Here is a 17,858-nt window from a genome sequence, read left to right as displayed (position 1 = left end):
GCCCTCTCGATTTCACTTTCGCGGAAATGTCCTGCTAGAGTTACATGTCGTTGCGAGGGAAAAAACAGAGGGAAACCGCTGCTGAAACCTTCAGGAACAGATGCACCTCTAGCTCAACTGGCAGAGCAATTGACTCTTAATCAATGGGTTCCGGGTTCGAGTCCCGGGGGGTGCACAGACAAACCCCGTCTGGCAAAGCGAAACGCCTTGCCAGACGGGGTTTCTTTTTTGTCTTGATCGGCCTGGGCAGTTGGCATGGCCACGTGGGCTTGCCAACAGCTTGCCGGCGGGCATGGCCACGTTGGCTTTGCCAACTACTTATGGACCTCTTGCCGGAACGTGGTCCTGCCATTCAATAAGCTGCGCAGCGTCAGTAGGATGAAGGCCCAGCCTGCGTTTGAGGAGTCCGCCATGAAAGCTGCGCGCTACTTCGCCCAGAGGGACATCAGGATCGAGGACATTCCGGAGCCGGAGCTCAAGCCCGGAACGGTTGCGATCGACGTGGCGTGGTGCGGCATCTGCGGTACCAGCTGATTAACAACAATGAGGAGCATGTGAAGATCTTGGTGAATCCGACGGCATGAGCTCCTCCCCAGCCTCCGGTGATCTCTGCGGCCGCCTTGGCCTGGCCCAACCACTCTTCAACGCTCCGATGGCCGGGGCTGCCGGCGGCCGACTGGCTGCAGCGGTTTCGTCTGCCGGCGGACTCGGCATGGTGGGCATCGGCGGCGGGGTTGCCACGGAATGGCTGCAGCGCGAGCTGGCTTTGGCTGCATCCCCGGGCAAGCCGTGGGGCGCGGGGCTCATGGCTTGGGTGCTGAGCGAGTCTCTGGAGCCACTGCGGGTGGTGCTGGAACACCGTCCGGACGTGGTCAGTATCAGCTTCGGAGATCCGGGTGCGGCGGCTTCGATGGCCCGCGACGCCGGCGCGTTGGTGGCCATGCAGGTGGGGAACGACGCGGACCTTCAGCGTGCGCTGGAAGATGACATCGACGTCGTCGTGGTCCGCGGCAGCGAAGGTGGCGGGCACGGCCGTAATGAAGTGGCCACCCTGCCACTGCTGCAGTTGGCGCTGAACCAGACGCAGAAACCGATACTGGCTGCCGGCGGGATCGCTACGGCGCGGGGTGTGGCAGCTGTACTGGCCGCCGGGGCACAGGGTGCCTGGATCGGGACCCGGTTCGCGGCCTGCACTGAATCCACCAGCCCCGCCAGGGCCAAGGAGGCCATCGCCGGCGCCCATACGGACGACACGGTCTACACCCGTGCCTTCGACATCGCCCAGCAGATCCCCTGGCCCGCCGAGTTCGGTGGCCGCGCGCTGCGCAACCGGTTCAGCGACCGTTGGGCGGACGACCTTGAGGCACTGCAGACCGAAGTGGCTTCAACTCCGCGGATCACGGAGGCAATTGATGCAGCACGCCGCAATGCGGACATCGCCCAAGCACCCGTTTATGCCGGTCAGTCCGCGGGCATCACGTACGGAGGGGAAACTGCTGCCGAAGTGGTGGCAGATCTTGCAGGCTTCCGCGCGCATTTGAGGGCGTCGGCATCCCGCTGGTGACGCCTGGCATTCCGGTGACTAAGGTCTGGCCCCCGTCATGTGCAGACGCGAAGTACCAGTGGTGAAGACCTAGACTCCGCCGGTGGAGAGACAAGGCCGGTGGAAAACGGCGCTGGAAAGACGGGTCAGTCGCCGTCTTCGAGGTTCTCGAGGTTTTCGAGCTCGGCGACCTCGATGGGTTCGGCCCCGCCGATGCCAAAACGGGTGTTGCCGAGCCTGCGGATAATGACGGTCAAGCGTTCCTTGAGCTCGTCCATCTGGTCGCCATTGCCGCTGCTGAGCAGCCGCTCCAACTCCGCGGCTTTCTTAAGCGCCAAATGACCTTCGTCGCTGATCTGTACGATCTGCCGCCGTCGGTCCACTTCGCTGCGGGCCCGGACAATGTGCCCGTGCACTTCAAGCCGACCCAGCGTCTTACCCATGGTCTGGGCCTGCACACGCACCCGGTTCGCCAATTGCGCTTGGGTCATCTCGCCGTCGGCGGCCAACACTTCCAAGGCGATAACACCGGCGTGGGTCAGTCCGAGGCCGGCTAATTTGTCGTTCCACTCATGCTCCACCAACCGCGCGGCGGTGGAGAGCAACCGTGGCATCGGCCAATTTTTCAAATCCGGCATGCCCTCAAGTATACGTATGTTGCCCCGGCTGTCAGGGGGCCGACTTGGCTATGCTGGTGCTGAAACCCCAAATCTCTGAGGAGCTGCCCCATGGCCGAACGACTTTCAACTGGCGACATCGCGCCGGAATTCACGCTCCAGGACTCAGCTGGCAACGCCGTTTCACTGGCCGACTATCGTGGCCAAAACGTTGTGGTCTACTTCTATCCTGCCGCCTCGACCCCGGGCTGCACGAAGGAAGCTTGCGATTTCCGCGACAACCTCGCCTCACTCAAGGGAGCCGGTTACGCAGTGCTGGGCGTCTCCCCCGACCCGCTCCCCAAGCTGGTGAAATTCGCCGAGAACGAGCAACTGAATTTCCCCCTGCTCTCCGATGAAGACCACGCCGTGGCCGAGGCCTACGCCGCCTGGGGAGAAAAGAAGAACTACGGCAAGGTCTACGAGGGCCTGATCCGCTCCACGATCGTGGTGGACCCCGCGGGAAAGGTGGCACTGGCCCAGTACAACGTCCGCGCCACCGGGCACGTGGCCAAACTGCGGCGTGACCTGGGTCTGGACAACTAGGTCCGGGCGGGTCTCCGGCGGCCGGCAGGACCCGCCCGAGACCTGCCCCGGTTGCCGGTAGACTAATTGCTGTTCCTCATCGGCCGCAGTCCGGCCGGGAGCAGATGCGCGAGTGGCGGAATTGGTAGACGCGCTGGATTTAGGTTCCAGTGTCTTCGGACGTGCGGGTTCAAGTCCCGCCTTGCGCACCACCAACAAGAGCCCTGCAGCCCAGAAGCTGCGGGGCTCTTGGCGTTAAGCCACGGGCTCCCGCACCCGCCCGCGGCTCTTCGGAAAGAGCCACGGCCTCTCGGCAGCAGCCCGCGGCAGCTGCGCGCGCTTCGAGTTGAGCCACGGCCTCCCGGTCCCGGCCCCGCGGCAGTCCCGCGTCTGCCCACGGAGAGCCGCACCGCCGTCGTGCTGGATGCGGTGCTGTCACCAAATTGTGATGCATTTGTCCCACGCCAGAACGTGAAACCGATGCTTTCGATCTTTCATGTGACTAAGCTCTCATCAAGCGGAGCCGTGCAATAGCGCGGCTCCGCCGGTCGCCGCACACACGGTCGGCGCCCCACCTCACGTCCACGAGGAGCAGTCCATGTCATTCACTGGAACCACTTCAGGTGGCCCGCGCCGAGGCCGGCGCACCGCAGCCGCTATAGCCGGCCTGGCCGCCGGCGCACTCATCCTGTCCGGCTGTGCCCAAAGCGAACGCGGCGGCGGAACGGACGCCGAAAGCGAAGGCGGCGTCAACTCGACCTTCGTTTTCGCCGCCTCTTCCGATCCGAAATCGCTGGATCCGGCCTACGCGAGCGACGGCGAATCCTTCCGCGTGAGCCGCCAGATCTTTGAGGGCTTGGTGGGCGTGGAACCCGGGACGGCTGATCCGGCCCCGTTGCTGGCCGAGTCCTGGGAAGCGTCCGACGACGGCCTGTCCTACACCTTCAAGCTGAAGGAAGGCGTGAAGTTCCACGACGACACCGACTTCAACGCCGAAGCGGTGTGCTTCAACTTCGACCGCTGGTACAACTTCACCGGCGTCCAGCAGTCACAGGCCGTGAGCTACTACTACGGCTCGCTCTTTAAGGGTTACTCCGACTCCCCCGAAACCGCTGTCTATGACTCTTGCGAAGCCGCCAGTGACACCGAGGTCACGGTCAAGCTGGCCAAGCCGTTTGCCGGATTCATCGCCGCGCTGTCGTTGCCCGCCTTCGCGATGCAGAGCCCGACAGCGATGGAAGAGTTCAAGGCAGACGAGGTCGGCGGCTCGGCCGAGGCTCCGGTGTTGAGCGAATACGCCGAGGGACACCCGGTGGGCACCGGACCGTTCAAGTTCGACAGCTGGGAGGCCGGCCAGTCGTTGGAGCTGTCCTACTTCGACGGCTACTGGGGCGACCGCGGACAGATCGACAAGATCATCTTCCGGATCATCGACGACCCGAATGCCCGCCGCCAGGCCCTGGAGGCCGGACAGATCGACGGCTACGATCTGGTAGCTCCGGCGGACACCCAGGCGCTGGCGGACGCAGGCTTCAAGATCGTTCCGCGCGATCCTTTCACCATTCTCTACCTGGGGCTCAACCAAAAGGTGGAGCCGCTCGCCGACCTGAAGGTGCGCCAGGCCCTTTCCTACGCGATCGACAAGGACGCGCTGGTCAAGCAGACGCTGCCTGAGGGAACCAAGGTCGCCTCGCAGTTCGTGCCGGACATGGTCAACGGCTACAACGACGACGTGACGACCTACGCCTACGACCCGGCGAAGGCCAAGGAACTGCTGGCCGAGGCCGGTTACGCGGACGGACTGGAGCTGCAGTTCAACTACCCCACGGGCGTCTCCCGGCCGTACATGCCGACGCCGGAGCAGGTGTTCACTAATTTGAGCGCCCAGCTCGAAGAAGTGGGCATCACCATCAAGGCGCAGCCGGATAAGTGGGCTCCGGACTACTTGGACCGGGTCCAAGCCAGCGAGGACCATGGCATCCACCTGCTGGGCTGGACCGGCGACTACAACGACACTGACAACTTCGTCGGAGTGTTCTTCGGACAGGAGAAGCCGGAATTCGGCTTCAACAACAAGGAACTGTTCGACAAGCTGGCCGAGGCCCGTGGCACCAGCAAGGTCGAAGAGCAGACGCCGCTGTACGAGGAGATCAACGCCGACATCGCCGACTACGTCCCGGCCATCCCGCTGGCGCATCCGGCCCCGTCGCTGGCCTTCGCGCCCCGGGTGGAGTCCTACCCGGCCAGCCCGGTGAACGACGAGGTCTTCAACACGATCAAACTGACCGAGTAGTCCCGCCGCCGGGACCCGCCAGGTGCGGGTCCCGGCGTTACCACCCCACGGCAACAGGACGAGGCGGCCACCAGGCGCCGGAAGGATACTGTGCTCAGAGTTATCGGCAAACGCATCGCGTTGCTTATCCCCACCCTCATCGGGCTCTCGCTGCTGCTCTTCCTGTGGGTGCGCAGCCTGCCCGGCGGCCCGGCCACCGCGCTGCTGGGCGACCGTGCCACTCCCGACGCGGTGGCACGGATCAACGAGCTCTACGGCTTCGACCGGCCGCTGATCGAGCAGTACTTCGTCTACATGGGGAAGCTGCTCCAAGGCGATTTCGGCACCTCGATCCTGACCGGCCGGCCGGTGCTTGAAGAATTCGGCACCAGGTTTCCGGCAACCCTTGAACTGACCATCGTGGCCTTGATCTTCGCCGTCGGCATTGGTATCCCGCTCGGGTATCAGGCGGCCAAGAACTACGGGAAGTGGCCGGACCATTCGTCGGTGGTCCTGTCGCTGATCGGCATCACCGTACCGGTCTTCTTCCTGGCCTTCATCCTCAAATGGCTCTTCGCCATCAAGCTGCCCTGGTTCCCCACCGACGGCCGGCAGAATCCGCGCATCGACGCCACCCATGTGACCGACTTCTATGTACTGGACGGCATCCTCACCCGGGAGTGGGACGCGGCCTGGGACGCGTTCATGCATCTGGTCCTGCCCGGCATCGCCTTGGGCACCATTCCACTGGCCATCATTGTCCGCATTACCAGGGCCTCCGTGCTGGAGGTCCAGAACGCCGACTACGTCCGCACGGCCAGGGCCAAAGGGCTGCAGGAGAAAACCATCCGCAACCGCTTTGTGCTCCGCAATGCCATGCTGCCGGTGACCACCACCATTGGCCTGCAACTGGGGCTGTTGGTCTCCGGCGCGGTGCTGACCGAGACGGTCTTCGCGTTCAGCGGGATCGGCAGGTTCTTGCGCGACGCCATCTTCAACCTGGACTATCCGGTACTGCAGGGGTTCATTATTTTCATTGCCGTGATCTATTCACTGATCAATCTGCTGGTGGACGTGTCCTATAGCGTCATCGACCCGAGGGTGCGTGTCTGATGAGCACAACTCTTCCTCCCCAGCCCGGCGGCGATACCGACGTCGCCGCACCGGTGCCCGTCGTCCGGGACACCGGCGGCACGAGCCTGTGGAAGGACGCCTTCCGCCGGCTGCGCAAGAACCCGCAGGCCATCGCCGGCGCCGTCATCGTGGGAGTGTTCCTGCTGGTGGCGGTCCTGGCCCCGCTACTGGCCCGCTACGGCGGCGAAGAGCTGCCCGGCCGAACCTACATCACGCCCACCCACATCCCGGGCTTCGGTGAAGTGGAAGGCTTCCCGCTGGGGCTGGACCGCTTCGGCGGCGACCTTCTGAGCAAGCTGATCTGGGGCGCGCAGGCGTCGCTGGTGATCGGCGTTATGTCCACGGCCATCGGCCTGGCCGGCGGTATGCTCTTGGGCATTATCGCCGGCGGCATCGGCGGCAAGGTCGACAACGTGATCATGCGTGCCGTGGACATCCTGCTCTCCGTGCCGAACCTGCTCCTGGCGGTGTCCATTGCGGCCATCCTGGGCCAAGGTGCCTTCGCCGTGATGATTGCCATCGGCGTGGCGCAGGTGCCGATCTTCGCCCGGCTGTTGCGCTCATCGATGATTTCGCAACGCAGCGCCGAATACATGCTGGCTGCGCAGACGCTGGGCCTCAGCCGCGGCGCCATCATCATGAACCACCAGCTGCCCAACAGCCTGGGCCCGGTGATCGTCCAGGCCACGCTGACGCTGGCCACCGCGGTGATCGACGCCGCTGCCCTTTCCTTCCTGGGTTTGGGTGGCGGGCGGCCACAAACCGCGGAATGGGGCCGGATGCTCACCTACGCCCAGGCCGAACTCGGCATCGCTCCGCAGCTGGCTTTCCTGCCCGGACTCTGCATCGCCATCACCGCGCTGGGCTTCACGCTGCTGGGCGAGTCGTTGCGCGAAGCACTGGATCCGAAAACCCGGGCCAAGTAACCAGCACGGGGACAGCGCCGGCGCCGCAACCGGATAGGGATTCAGCCCGGCAGCGCCGCCGGCGGCTTTCCTCCATTGCGGCGCCGCTGGCGGGCCATATGCAACATGGCGGCAAAGCCCGCGATGAAGAACAGTTCCAGCACCACCAGCAGCCAGACCGCGCCCCACTGCCCTTCGCCCACGAAGATGATCGCACCGAAAGCCACCAGCACCGTGCCGATCACCAGCACGAAGACGGCGAAGCCGGTGGCTACGGCAGCGCTCCGCACACCGGTCCGGAAGCCAAAACCCTCCGGGCGGTGATTTTCCGGCTCCGGGTTGGAACCGGGTGCGGCTGGCTTAGGAGGCAATCTCCGGATCCTCCACGTCGATGTCCAGTTCGTTGCTCGGGATGGAGGCCAGCAGCCGCCGGGTGTACGGGTGCCGCGGATTGGTAAAGACTTCCTCCGAGCTGGCCGCCTCCACTAGTTCGCCGTCCTTCATCACGCAGACGTAGTCGGAGATCAGGCGAACCACGGCCAGATCATGCGAGATGAAGAGATAGCTCAGCCCCAGTTCGGACTGCAGGTCTCCGAGCAGCTTCAGGATCTGAGCTTGGACCAGCACGTCCAGGGCCGACACCGGCTCGTCGCAGACAATCAGGTCCGGTTTCAGCGCCAGCGCCCGGGCAATCGCAACGCGCTGGCGCTGTCCCCCGGAGAGCTCGGACGGGTAGCGGCGCAGCATGCTCTGCGGCAAAGCCACCTGATCCATCAGTTCGCGGACCCGGGCGGAGCGTTCCCTGGCGTTGCCGCGCTTATAGGTGGACAGCGGCTCGTCCACGATCCGTTCAACCGTGAACATCGGGTTCAACGATGAATAGGGATCCTGGAACACCGGCTGCACCCGCTGCCGGAACTCCCGCAGTTGCGGCTTGGACAGGGTGGCCACGTCCATGCCGTCGAAGGTCATGGTGCCGCTGGTCGGTTCGATCAGCTTCAGGAGCATCCGTGCCGTGGTGGTCTTACCGGAGCCCGATTCGCCGACGATCGCGACCGTCTGTCCGCGTGGGACATCCAGGGTCACGTTCTTCGCGGCGTAGAAGTCCTCGGCCTGGCCGCGGATCTTGTACACCTTCGTCAGGTCGCGCAGCTCCACGATGTTGTCCACGGACCGGGCTCCGGCGGCAGAGCCAGTGGCCATTCCAGCGGACGAATCCGAGACCGCCCCGGCACCGAACCGATCAGCGGCGCCCACCCCCAGTGGCGCGGCCCCCGCCGAGGGCGCTCCGGGGTCGTGGTTCTGGAACACCTTCTCTGCCCGGCCTGGCCGCGACTCCGGGCCGGGGGCAAAAGCGCCCGGCAACAGGCGCACGGCCGCCACGCTGGGTGCCGCCCTGACCAGCGACTGGGTGTACGGATGCTGTGGGTCCTCCAGCAGCTGCCGTGCCGGTCCGGCCTCCACCACGGTGCCGCGGTGCATCACCACCAGCTCGGCGGCGCGTTCGGCGGCCAGCCCCAGATCGTGGGTGATCAGGAGCACGGCGGTGCCCAACTCCTGGGTCATCGAGTCGATCTGGTCCAGGATGGTGCGCTGCACGGTCACATCCAGGGCCGACGTCGGCTCGTCGGCGATCAGCAGCCGCGGTCGGCAGGCCAGGCCGATGGCGATCAAGGCACGCTGGCGCATGCCGCCGGAGAACTCGTGCGGGTACTGTTTGGCGCGTTCCTTGGCGTTGGGCAGTCCCGCGGCTTCCAGCACCTCGATGACCTTGCGGTCCACATCACGCTTGGTCGCCATGCCATGCACCAGCAGCGTTTCGGCCACCTGCGAGCCGATCTTGGTGACCGGATTCAGGTTGGACATCGGGTCCTGCGGAACCAGGCCGATCTGGCGGCCGCGGATGGCCCGCATGCGCTGCTCCGGAAGCCCCACCAGTTCCTGGCCGTCGAAGCGGATGCTCCCGCCGGTCACTCGGCCGTTGCCGGGCAGCAAGCCGATCAAGGACATCGCCGTGGTGGACTTGCCGGAACCGGATTCGCCCACGATCGCCAGCGTCTGGCCCTGTTCCAAGCGCAGCGACGCGCCCTCCACTGCTGCGACTTCGCCGTAGGTCGTGCGGAACGTAACGGCCAGATCCCTGACCTCGAGCAGCGCTGTGGCGTCGGCTTGTTCGATCATGAGTCCATCCTGCCCCATTCGAAGCCGGATGTGGCCTACCTCTCATCGGGAATTCGCCGCAGGGGGTGCGGGATCGGCGTCGATTAGACTGAAGGATCATTCCTGCCCGCCCCGAAGGAGCCCGAAGCGTGACACCACTTCCCGCGCGCCGCACCGTGCTGAAGGCCGGCGCCGCGGCAGCGGCTGTGTTGCTCGCCGGGTGCACTTCGGATCCTGGGCGGCCCGCTCCCTCAGCGACGACGCCCGCCTCGCCGACGGCATCGCCTGAGGACACCACCTTTACCATGGGCATCGCCGCCACTCCGGTGACCCTGGACCCCGCGCTGGCGCTGGACACCGAGTCGTACCGGGTGACCCGGCAGATGCTGGAGACCCTGATTGGCGTGGATCCGGCGACCGGTGTGCCGGCGCCGCGGCTGGCTGTCGAATGGAACGAGGTGAACGACGGCCGCTCCTATCGCTTCCGGCTGCGCGAAGGTGTCACCTTCCACGACGGCACTCCATTCGACGCGGACGCGGTCCACACCAACTTCGAACGCTGGTACCACCTCCCGGAGGAGTCCCAGCCGGTGGAAGGCGGACTGGCTTTCCGATCGGTCTTCGGCGCGCTGGCCTCCGACGAGGCCGAATCGCTCTACGAAAGCTGCGAAGTGGTGGGCCCGCTGGAGGTCCAGCTGAACCTGACGCGTCGGTTCACCGGGCTGGTGGCATCGCTGGCGATGCCGGCCTTCGCCATCTCTTCGCCCGCCGCGCTCAAGGCCGGCAAGGCCGACCGGTTGAGCGAGGAACGCAACGGCAACAAGGTCTCCCGCTACGGACTGGCGCCGGTGGGCACCGGCCCCTTTGCCTTCGCCAACTGGGATCAGGACCGTGTGGCGCTCTCCGCCTACGACGGCTATTGGGGCGCCGCCGGCGACGTGCGCACCGTGGTGTTCAAGACGCTGCCGCATCCGTCCGCCAGGTTGCGGGCGCTGGCCGCCGGCGACATTGACGGCTACGACCTGGTCACCCCGGACACGTACGCGGACCTGGTCCGGGCCGGCATGCAGGTCCTCCAGCGCGACCCGTTCTCGGTGGCGTACCTGGGTATGAACCAGGCTGCCGACGGGCTGAAAGACATTCGAATGCGCCAGGCCATCGCGCACGCCGTCGACCGGAAGACGCTGATCGACAGTTTCTACCTGCAGGGCACCACCGAGGCCAAGCAATTCATCCCGCGCAGCCTGGGCGTGAACAACGAGACCATCCCCTATTACGAGTACGACCCGGATCGTGCCCGGGAACTGCTGGCAGCGGCAGGGTACGACGGCGGTGAACTCACCTTCTACTATCCGCTCGACGTGACGCGGGCTTACCTGCCCACTCCCGAAAAGGTGTACGCGGAGCTGAGCCGCCAGCTCACCGCCGTCGGAATCAATATCAAGCCGATGCCGGTTCCGTGGGACGAGGGCTATCTGGAAGCGGTCCAAGGCACCGATGACCATGCCCTGCATCTGGCCGGCATCAGCGGCAGCTACCGCGATCCCGACAACTTCGTGGGACCGCTTTTCGGTAGCAAGACGCCTGAATTCGGCTACGACAGCGCGCAGATCCGCAGCAAGATTGCCCGGGCGAAGACCTTGCCGGAGGGCGAAGACCGGGTGGACGCGTACCTCAGCATCAATGAGCAGCTGGCCCGGGCCGTCCCGGCCGTGCCGCTGGCCTTCCCGATCTCGGCGCTTGCCATGGGACCACGCGTGGAGAGTTACCCGGCCAGCCCGATGCTGGACGAGGTCTACAACCTGATTCAGCTGGGCCCGGCCTAAACTGGGGTGGGCTGCCGCGGCGTCGCGGCCGCGGCAGTGTGTCACGCTGCATTACTACGGAACCCCCTGCTGCGTCTGTCTATTGGGTCACAACCGAGACGGCAAATTTTAGTCTCGCTGTGGCATAGCGCTAGGCTTCTCAATGCTGGCAAAGCTGCTATTGGAGATTGAAGTTGACTGCAAATACCCCCTCGGGATCATCCAACAACGTCGACGTCGCGCTGATCGGCGGCGGCATCATGAGCACCACCCTCGGCTCCTTCATCAAGCAGCTGCAGCCGGACTGGAGCATCAGTCTGTTCGAGAACCTGGACGAGGTGGGCATGGAGGCCTCGGATCCCTGGAACAACGCCGGCACCGGACACGCCGCGCTCTGCGAACTGAACTACACCCCTGCCGCCGCTGACGGGTCCGTGGCGACCGCCAAGGCCGTGGGTATCAACGAGAAGTTCCATGTGTCACGCCAGTTCTGGTCGCACATGATCCGCGAGGGCCACATCTCCTCGCCGAAGGAATTCGTCAACCCGCTGCCGCACATGAGCTTTGTTTGGGGCAACGACCACGCGGACTACCTCAAGCGCCGCTATGAAGCGCTGAAGAACGAACCGCTGTTTGAACAGATCGAGTTCACTGAAGACCACGCCACCATCAATGAGTGGACCCCGCTGATCATGGGTGGCCGCGACGCACAGCAGCGTGTGGCAGCATCCCGCGTCATCGGCGGCACCGATGTGGACTTCGGCTCGCTGAGCCGCAAGCTGGCCGGCTACCTGACCGCCAACGGCGTCGAACTGAACTACGGCCACCGCGTGCTGGACGTCTCCCGCAACACGGACGGCCGCTGGACGCTGGACGTGAAGAACAACGCTACCGGCGAAAAGACCAAGGTCAACGCCCGCTTCGTGTTCATCGGTGCAGGCGGCGGCGCCCTGCACCTGCTGCAGCGCTCCGGCATCCCCGAGTCCAAGGGCTTCGGCGGTTTCCCGGTCTCCGGCCAGTTCCTGCGCTGCACCGACGAAACCGTCATCGCCGCCCACAACGCCAAGGTGTACGGGCAGGCTTCCGTGGGCGCACCGCCCATGTCCGTGCCGCACCTGGACACCCGCTTCGTCAACGGCAAGCGCTCCCTGCTCTTCGGCCCGTACGGCGGTTTCTCGCCGAAGTTCCTCAAGACCGGTTCGCTGCTGGACCTGCCGCTGTCCGTCCGCCCGTCCAACCTGATCCCGATGCTGGCCGTCGCCAAGGATAACTTTGGCTTGGTCAAGTACCTGGTCACCGAGGTGCTCAAGACCCGCGAAGGCAAGAACAAGGCCCTGCGTGCTTTCCACCCGGAGGTTGAGGGCGACCAGTGGGAACTGATCACCGCCGGCCAGCGCGTCCAGGTCATCAAGAAGGACCCGAAGAAGGGCGGTGCCCTGCAGTTCGGCACCGAGATGATCGCCTCCGCCGACGGCAGCATTTCCGCCCTGCTGGGTGCCTCCCCCGGCGCTTCCACCGCGGCCCCGATCATGATCAGCCTGCTGGAACGCTGCTTCCCGCTGGAGTTCAAGGGCTGGGAGCCCAAGCTGAAGGAAATGATCCCCGGCTACGGCGCCAACCTGAACGAGAACCCGTCCCTGCTGGCCGAGATCACCGCCGAGACCAACAAGGTGCTCGAACTGGCCTGACAGCGGTCCGTTTCAGCGGGCCGGCCCTGACAAACTAAGCTTCAACCCATGCACAAGCTGGCAACGCTGTCCCTGGCGAACCGGGCGCTGATTGCGCTGATTACGGTCTTCGTGGCCGTTTTCGGCGTGATCACCATGGGCTCGCTGAAACAGGAGCTCATCCCTTCACTGGAGTTTCCGCGGGTCACTGTGGTCAGCTCCATGCCCGGCGCGTCCCCGGAAGTAGTGGACAAGCAGGTCAGCGAACCGTTGGAGCGTGCGCTCACCGCCGTGGAGGGCCTCGAATCGTCCTCGGCGGTGTCGCGCACCGGGTTCTCCACCGTGAACCTCACGTTCGTCTATGGCACCAACCTGGACCGCGCACGCAGCCAGGTGGACCGCGCCATTTCCAATGTCCGCCAGCAGCTGCCCGACGACGTATCGCCGCTGTCCCTCGCGGGCAGCATCGACGATTTCCCGATCGTCTTCATGGCGGTGTCATCCGACGTCGACTTGAGCGAGCTGAGCACCGAGCTGAACCGGCTGACCGTGCCCCGGCTGCAGAACATCGCCGGCGTGCGCGGCGCCGAAGTCTCCGGCGGCCCCGGCCGGCACATCGCCATCCTGCCCGACGAGGATGCCATGGCCGAGACCGGCGTCGGAGTATCCGCCCTGGTGGACAGCCTGGCCAGCAGCGGCGGACTGGTTCCGGCAGGGGCGGTGCAGCAGGACGGCCAGAGCCTCTCGGTGCAGATCGGCAGCCCGCTGGACAGCCTGAAGGCCATCGAGAACCTGCCGCTCTCCCCCGCTGACACAACGACGGCGGAGCAGCCTTCCGATCCTTCCTCGCCAGGTGCGGCGGGGCAGGCACCGGGACAGTTCCCGGGCCAGGGCCAGCCCGCTCCACCAAGCGGCTCGGCGGACGAAGGCCAGGTTCCGGTCCCGGACACGGTGCCGGGACAGTCACAGTCCGGCCAGCAGCCGGAGGCCGCGTCGGCAGATCCGGCCACCATTGGGGATGTGGCCGAGGTTTCCATTGCGGACGACGAGCGGACCTCGATCACGCGGACCAACGGAGAGCTGACGCTGGCGCTGGCCGTCACCAAGACACCGGACGGCGACACGGTGGCCATCTCGCACGCCGTCAAAGAGATGGTGCCGGAGCTGGAGGCCGAGCTGGGCAACGGCGCCCAGATCACTACCGTGTTCGACCAGGCCCCGTTCATTGAAAAGTCCATCAAGGACCTCACCACCGAGGGACTGCTGGGACTGGGCTTCGCGGTGTTGATCATCCTGGTCTTCCTGCTGTCCGTGCGCGCCACGCTGATCACCGCGATTTCCATCCCGCTGTCACTGCTGGCCACCTTCATCGGCCTGAACGCGCTCGGCTACTCGCTGAACATCCTCACCCTGGGCGCGCTGACCATCGCGATCGGCCGAGTGGTGGACGACTCGATCGTGGTGGTGGAGAACATCCGGCGGCATCTGAACTACGGCGAGGCCAAGCGCGAGGCCATCATGACGGCGGTGCGCGAGGTCGCCGGTGCGATCACCGCGTCCACGCTGACTACGGTGGCGGTCTTCCTGCCGATCGCGTTCGTCGGCGATCTGGCAGGTGAGCTGTTCCGACCCTTCGCCGTCACCACGGCACTGGCGTTGCTCGCCTCGCTGGCGGTGTCGCTGACGATTGTGCCGGTGCTGGCGTACTGGTTTGTGAAGTCGCCGCAGCCGCAGTCACGCCCGGACGCCCTGGCAGTCCGTGAAGCGGCGTCGGAGAAAGAACGGCGCTCCCTGCTGCAGCGAGGCTATCTCCCGGTGCTCGCCGGCACCCAGCGGCACCCGGTAGTCACCACCGTGGCCGCCCTGCTGGTCCTGGCCGGCACAGCCGCGATGGTCCCGCTGATGCAGACCAACCTGCTGGGCGACAGCGGCCAGAACAGCTTCAGCCTGCGGCTGCAGATGCCGGCCGGGAGCAGTCTGGAATCCACCGACGAGGCATCGGTTCCCGTCGAGGAACTGCTGGCCGGCATGGACGGCATTCAGGACGTCCAGGTCACCATGGGCAATGCCGGCGGCGGCGTAGGCACGTTCCTGTCCGCGGGCGCCTCGGTGGCCCAGTACACCGTCATCACGGAGGAAGGCATCGACCAGGCGGCGCTTCGCGACAAGGTGCGCGCCGCCGTCGAGGATCTGCCCGGTGACGCAACGTTCACGCTGGGCACGCAGGGCGGTGGCTTCGGCACTTCCAGCACCGTGGATGTGGAGATCTCCGCCAGCGATCCGGGCCAGTTGCAGGATGTTTCCGACCGGCTGGTGGATCGGCTGCGGGACCTGCCAGGAGCCGCGGAGGCGTCCAGCAACCTGTCGGCCGCCGAACCCGTGGTGCAGGTGTCCGTGGACCGCGCCAAGGCCGTGGCTGCGGGCCTGGACGAGGAACAGGTCGCGGGCCTGCTGGCGTCAACGCTTAGCCCGTTGCCCGGTGGCACGGTGCGGATCGGCACCACCGACTTCCCCGTGCTCATCGGCGAGGGCGGTGATTTCTCCAGCGTCGACGAGCTGCGCGACGTCGAACTGCCGACCGCCGCCGGGCCGGTCCCGCTGACCGATCTGGCCACGGTGAAAGAAACCGACGTGCCGACGTCGATCAGCGCCAGCGGCGGCGAACGCACGGCCGTCGTCTCCGTCACCCCGGAGGGTGACAACCTGGGTGCGCTCAGCGGCGAGGTGGCGGCGGTCCTGGACGGCACCGAGATGCCGGCGGGCGTCACCGCGAGCCTGGGCGGCGCGGCCACCCAGCAGGCCGAATCCTTCACGCAGCTGGGCTGGGCGCTGCTGGCCGCCGTCGCCATTGTCTACGTGATCATGGTGGCGACCTTCAAATCCTTGGTGCAGCCGCTGATCCTGCTGGTCTCCATTCCGTTCGCAGCCACCGGAGCCATCGGGCTGCTGGTCCTCACGCAGATTCCGCTGGGTCTGCCGTCGCTGATCGGCATGCTGATGCTGGTGGGCATCGTGGTGACGAACGCGATTGTGCTGATCGACCTGATCAACCAGTACCGGCGTCCGCATGATGGGCAGCCCGGCATGAACGTGGCGGATGCCATTACGCACGGCGCGCGGCGCCGCCTTCGACCGATCCTGATGACCGCGCTGGCCACCATCTTTGCGCTGACGCCCATGGCGCTGGGACTGACCGGCGAGGGCGGCTTCATTTCGCAGCCGCTCGCCGTGGTGGTAATCGGCGGCCTGGTTTCTTCCACCGCGTTGACGCTGGTGCTGGTGCCGGTGTTGTACCGGTTGGTGGAGGGACGGCACGAGCGCCGGGCGATCAAGCGCAATACACTCGAGGCAGAACTGGTCCCTGCCGGGCGCTGACTTCCGGCGGGTCCCCCCAACCCCGGGAGGTGCACCGCATGCCAGAACCTGACACCGCACCAGCCGGCACGCCCGGCCGGCTGGCGAGGTCCATCATCCGGTTCGTGGACCGGCTTCCAGCGCCGGTGCGGCGGTATGGCCAGCAGATCGGCGGCTGGCAGCGGATCCAGCTGGCGTTCAAGACGGCCCTGGCCTGTGGCATCGCCTGGATCATCGCCCGGCAACTGCCCGGCGAGGTGGCCGACTATCCGTATTACGCCCCGCTCGGTGCGCTGATCAGCATGTATTCCACCGTTGCTGATTCCGTCAAGACGTCTTTGCAGACACTGGCGGGACTGCTGCTGGGGATCGGACTGGCCTGGCTCCTCCTGCTGACGGTCGGGCTGCACGTGCTGACCGTGAGCCTGCTGGTGTTCCTGGGTGTTCTGGTGGCCGGGCTGCCCCGCCTCGGCGCCGGCAGGGACTGGGTCCCGATGGCCGCGCTGTTCGTCCTGCTGGTGGGCGGCTCCGATGCCGGCGACTACTCGCTGGGCTATGCGGTGCAGATGGCGGTGGGAGTCCTTGTGGGCATTACGGTGAACTTCCTGTTGATCCCGCCGCTGAACTTCAGCGCGGTGGGCCGCAGCCTGCAGCAATTGCAGTCCGACCTTGCGGGCCAGTTGGAGGAGATGGCCGAGGCGCTGCTGGAGGACTGGCCGCCGGAGCGCGACGAGTGGGCGTCCAACGGAGAAAACATCGTCCGGCTGAGCGAACAGGTGCGTCAGGCCGTGGCGACCGCCGACCGCAGCCGCAAAGCGAACCCGCGGCGCAGGTTCCATGACCGGGATCTTGAGGCCGACTGGAGCAATTTGCGCACGCTGGAACGTGCAGCGTTCAACACCCAGGACATCACCGAGGTGCTCGGCGCGGTGATCTTGGACGATCACCTGCACATCCCCACGCCGGTGCTGGAGCCCATGTCCGAGGCACTGAAGGCCGCGGCAGCCGCGGTCAGGAGCCTGGCCGCCGAGGACCTGCAGGAAAAACTCGACGCCGCCAGCGCCGCCCAGCAGCAACTGACAACAGAACTGGCCGGCTCAGTCACCACAGAGACCCCGGGCACGGCAGGCGGCTACGTCGCGGTCAGCCTGGACCGCATCCTGTCCGCTTTGCGCCGCCAATTGGACGACTCCAAAAACCAGCGGGGGTGAGCGGGCCGGCTCTCCGGCGAGGTGCCGACCGGAGCGGGCCCGCTCTCCGGCGGGGTGCCGGTCCGGCCGGCCGGACCGGTTTACTTTTCCGGCTGGGACTGATGCGCAGGATTGCCGTGGAAGGGCGGGACAACGTTTGGCCCGCTAGTCTCCGGCGAGACCTGCGAGCCGCCGCGACCGCCGCTGACCTCGGGCATATCCGGGACGGCTGCACCCGAAGGTTCAGCACCGTTGCGGAGCGCTTCCATCCGCTGCTCAAGGACCTGGACTACGGGTAGCCGGTTGCCGTGTTCCCGCTCGTAGGCGAGCAGTTGACCTACCTGGTCTTCGGTCAGCCCGGTAATCCTGGTCGGTAGGGTGCCTTGGGGAATGTGGTCGTAATCCGGGAGAGGCAACTCGTCACGGTTCGGTGCGTCGCTCATTCATCCTCCTGACAACTGGGCCTGCTCGGACGCTCCCAAGGTAACAGTGTCACGGTGGCTTGGTAACCCCGGACCCACGAAGCAGCCCTCCGGGGGGCACGATCGCTGGCTCGGCACCGCAGCGCCGACCACCCGCTGACCGGCAGGGTGACCGGCTGCCGACCGGCAGGGTGACCGGCTGCCGACCGGCAGGGTGACCGGCGG

At 65.9% G+C, this 17,858-nt stretch carries 13 protein-coding genes, 2 tRNA genes and 1 pseudogene; 12 read left to right on the top strand and 4 right to left on the bottom strand.

The window, feature by feature from the left end; genetic code table 11:
* Nucleotides 1-102: 102 nt before the first annotated feature.
* From ACMX2H_RS07350 to ACMX2H_RS07340, 3 genes and pseudogenes are all read left to right on the top strand, one after another.
* A tRNA-Lys gene (locus ACMX2H_RS07350) sits at nucleotides 103-175 on the top strand.
* A gap of 236 nt (nucleotides 176-411) precedes the next feature.
* Nucleotides 412-528: pseudogene (locus tag ACMX2H_RS07345) on the top strand (2,3-butanediol dehydrogenase); the annotation flags it as partial.
* A 52-nt stretch (nucleotides 529-580) separates the two neighbouring features.
* Nucleotides 581-1,564, top strand: coding sequence for an NAD(P)H-dependent flavin oxidoreductase (locus tag ACMX2H_RS07340; RefSeq protein WP_414959879.1), 984 nt, complete (start codon nucleotides 581-583; stop codon nucleotides 1,562-1,564).
* A gap of 125 nt (nucleotides 1,565-1,689) precedes the next feature.
* On the opposite strand, the gene ACMX2H_RS07335 is transcribed toward ACMX2H_RS07340, so the two are convergent.
* Nucleotides 1,690-2,157 carry a MarR family winged helix-turn-helix transcriptional regulator gene (locus ACMX2H_RS07335; RefSeq protein ID WP_414959878.1) on the bottom strand — a complete coding sequence of 156 codons (468 nt, stop codon included), beginning with the start codon at nucleotides 2,155-2,157 and terminating at the stop codon, nucleotides 1,690-1,692.
* 114 nt (nucleotides 2,158-2,271) lie between these two features.
* Between ACMX2H_RS07335 and bcp the strand changes: the two genes are divergently transcribed.
* From bcp to ACMX2H_RS07310, 5 genes are all read left to right on the top strand, one after another.
* Nucleotides 2,272-2,745 carry a thioredoxin-dependent thiol peroxidase gene (gene bcp / locus ACMX2H_RS07330; RefSeq protein ID WP_414959877.1) on the top strand — a complete coding sequence of 158 codons (474 nt, stop codon included), beginning with the start codon at nucleotides 2,272-2,274 and terminating at the stop codon, nucleotides 2,743-2,745.
* 106 nt (nucleotides 2,746-2,851) lie between these two features.
* Nucleotides 2,852-2,936, top strand: a tRNA-Leu gene (locus tag ACMX2H_RS07325).
* 386 nt (nucleotides 2,937-3,322) lie between these two features.
* On the top strand, nucleotides 3,323-5,017 hold the full coding sequence (locus ACMX2H_RS07320) for an ABC transporter substrate-binding protein (RefSeq protein WP_414959876.1): 1,695 nt from the start codon (nucleotides 3,323-3,325) through the stop codon (nucleotides 5,015-5,017).
* A gap of 90 nt (nucleotides 5,018-5,107) precedes the next feature.
* A complete protein-coding gene (locus ACMX2H_RS07315; RefSeq protein WP_136786658.1) occupies nucleotides 5,108-6,109 on the top strand; it encodes an ABC transporter permease in 1,002 nt (333 codons plus the stop codon).
* Entirely contained in the window at nucleotides 6,109-7,056 is a 948-nt protein-coding gene (locus ACMX2H_RS07310; RefSeq protein ID WP_414959875.1) for an ABC transporter permease, read from the top strand. The genes ACMX2H_RS07315 and ACMX2H_RS07310 overlap by 1 nt, the downstream gene beginning before the upstream one ends.
* 41 nt (nucleotides 7,057-7,097) lie before the next feature.
* Here ACMX2H_RS07310 and ACMX2H_RS07305 read toward each other — a convergent pair whose 3' ends face one another.
* Together ACMX2H_RS07305 and ACMX2H_RS07300 are read right to left on the bottom strand one after the other, a co-directional pair.
* Entirely contained in the window at nucleotides 7,098-7,406 is a 309-nt protein-coding gene (locus ACMX2H_RS07305) for a hypothetical protein (protein ID WP_414959874.1), read from the bottom strand.
* Nucleotides 7,396-9,216, bottom strand: a complete 1,821-nt coding sequence (locus tag ACMX2H_RS07300; RefSeq protein ID WP_414959873.1) for a dipeptide ABC transporter ATP-binding protein — start codon at nucleotides 9,214-9,216, stop codon at nucleotides 7,396-7,398. The genes ACMX2H_RS07305 and ACMX2H_RS07300 overlap by 11 nt, the downstream gene beginning before the upstream one ends.
* 128 nt (nucleotides 9,217-9,344) lie before the next feature.
* Between ACMX2H_RS07300 and ACMX2H_RS07295 the strand changes: the two genes are divergently transcribed.
* The 4 genes from ACMX2H_RS07295 to ACMX2H_RS07280 all read left to right on the top strand — a co-directional run bounded on the left by ACMX2H_RS07295 (nucleotide 9,345) and on the right by ACMX2H_RS07280 (nucleotide 17,232).
* Nucleotides 9,345-11,021, top strand: a complete 1,677-nt coding sequence (locus ACMX2H_RS07295; protein WP_414959872.1) for an ABC transporter substrate-binding protein — start codon at nucleotides 9,345-9,347, stop codon at nucleotides 11,019-11,021.
* Between the two features lie 173 nt (nucleotides 11,022-11,194).
* A complete protein-coding gene (locus ACMX2H_RS07290; RefSeq protein ID WP_414959871.1) occupies nucleotides 11,195-12,688 on the top strand; it encodes a malate:quinone oxidoreductase in 1,494 nt (497 codons plus the stop codon).
* A 48-nt stretch (nucleotides 12,689-12,736) separates the two neighbouring features.
* On the top strand, nucleotides 12,737-16,042 hold the full coding sequence (locus ACMX2H_RS07285; RefSeq protein ID WP_414959870.1) for an efflux RND transporter permease subunit: 3,306 nt from the start codon (nucleotides 12,737-12,739) through the stop codon (nucleotides 16,040-16,042).
* A 38-nt stretch (nucleotides 16,043-16,080) separates the two neighbouring features.
* A complete protein-coding gene (locus ACMX2H_RS07280; RefSeq protein ID WP_414959869.1) occupies nucleotides 16,081-17,232 on the top strand; it encodes an FUSC family protein in 1,152 nt (383 codons plus the stop codon).
* Nucleotides 17,233-17,312: 80 nt separating this feature from the next.
* Here the strand turns inward: ACMX2H_RS07280 and ACMX2H_RS07275 are convergent, their stop codons facing one another.
* A complete protein-coding gene (locus ACMX2H_RS07275) occupies nucleotides 17,313-17,654 on the bottom strand; it encodes a hypothetical protein (RefSeq protein WP_414959868.1) in 342 nt (113 codons plus the stop codon).
* Nucleotides 17,655-17,858 lie beyond the last annotated feature (204 nt).

Origin of the sequence: Arthrobacter sulfonylureivorans, assembly GCF_047607445.1 — a bacterium.
GTDB classification, from domain to species: domain Bacteria; phylum Actinomycetota; class Actinomycetes; order Actinomycetales; family Micrococcaceae; genus Crystallibacter; species Crystallibacter sulfonylureivorans_A.
The sequence above is the reverse complement of the archived record's forward strand: the minus strand, read 5'-3'. Positions and strand labels throughout refer to the sequence as shown.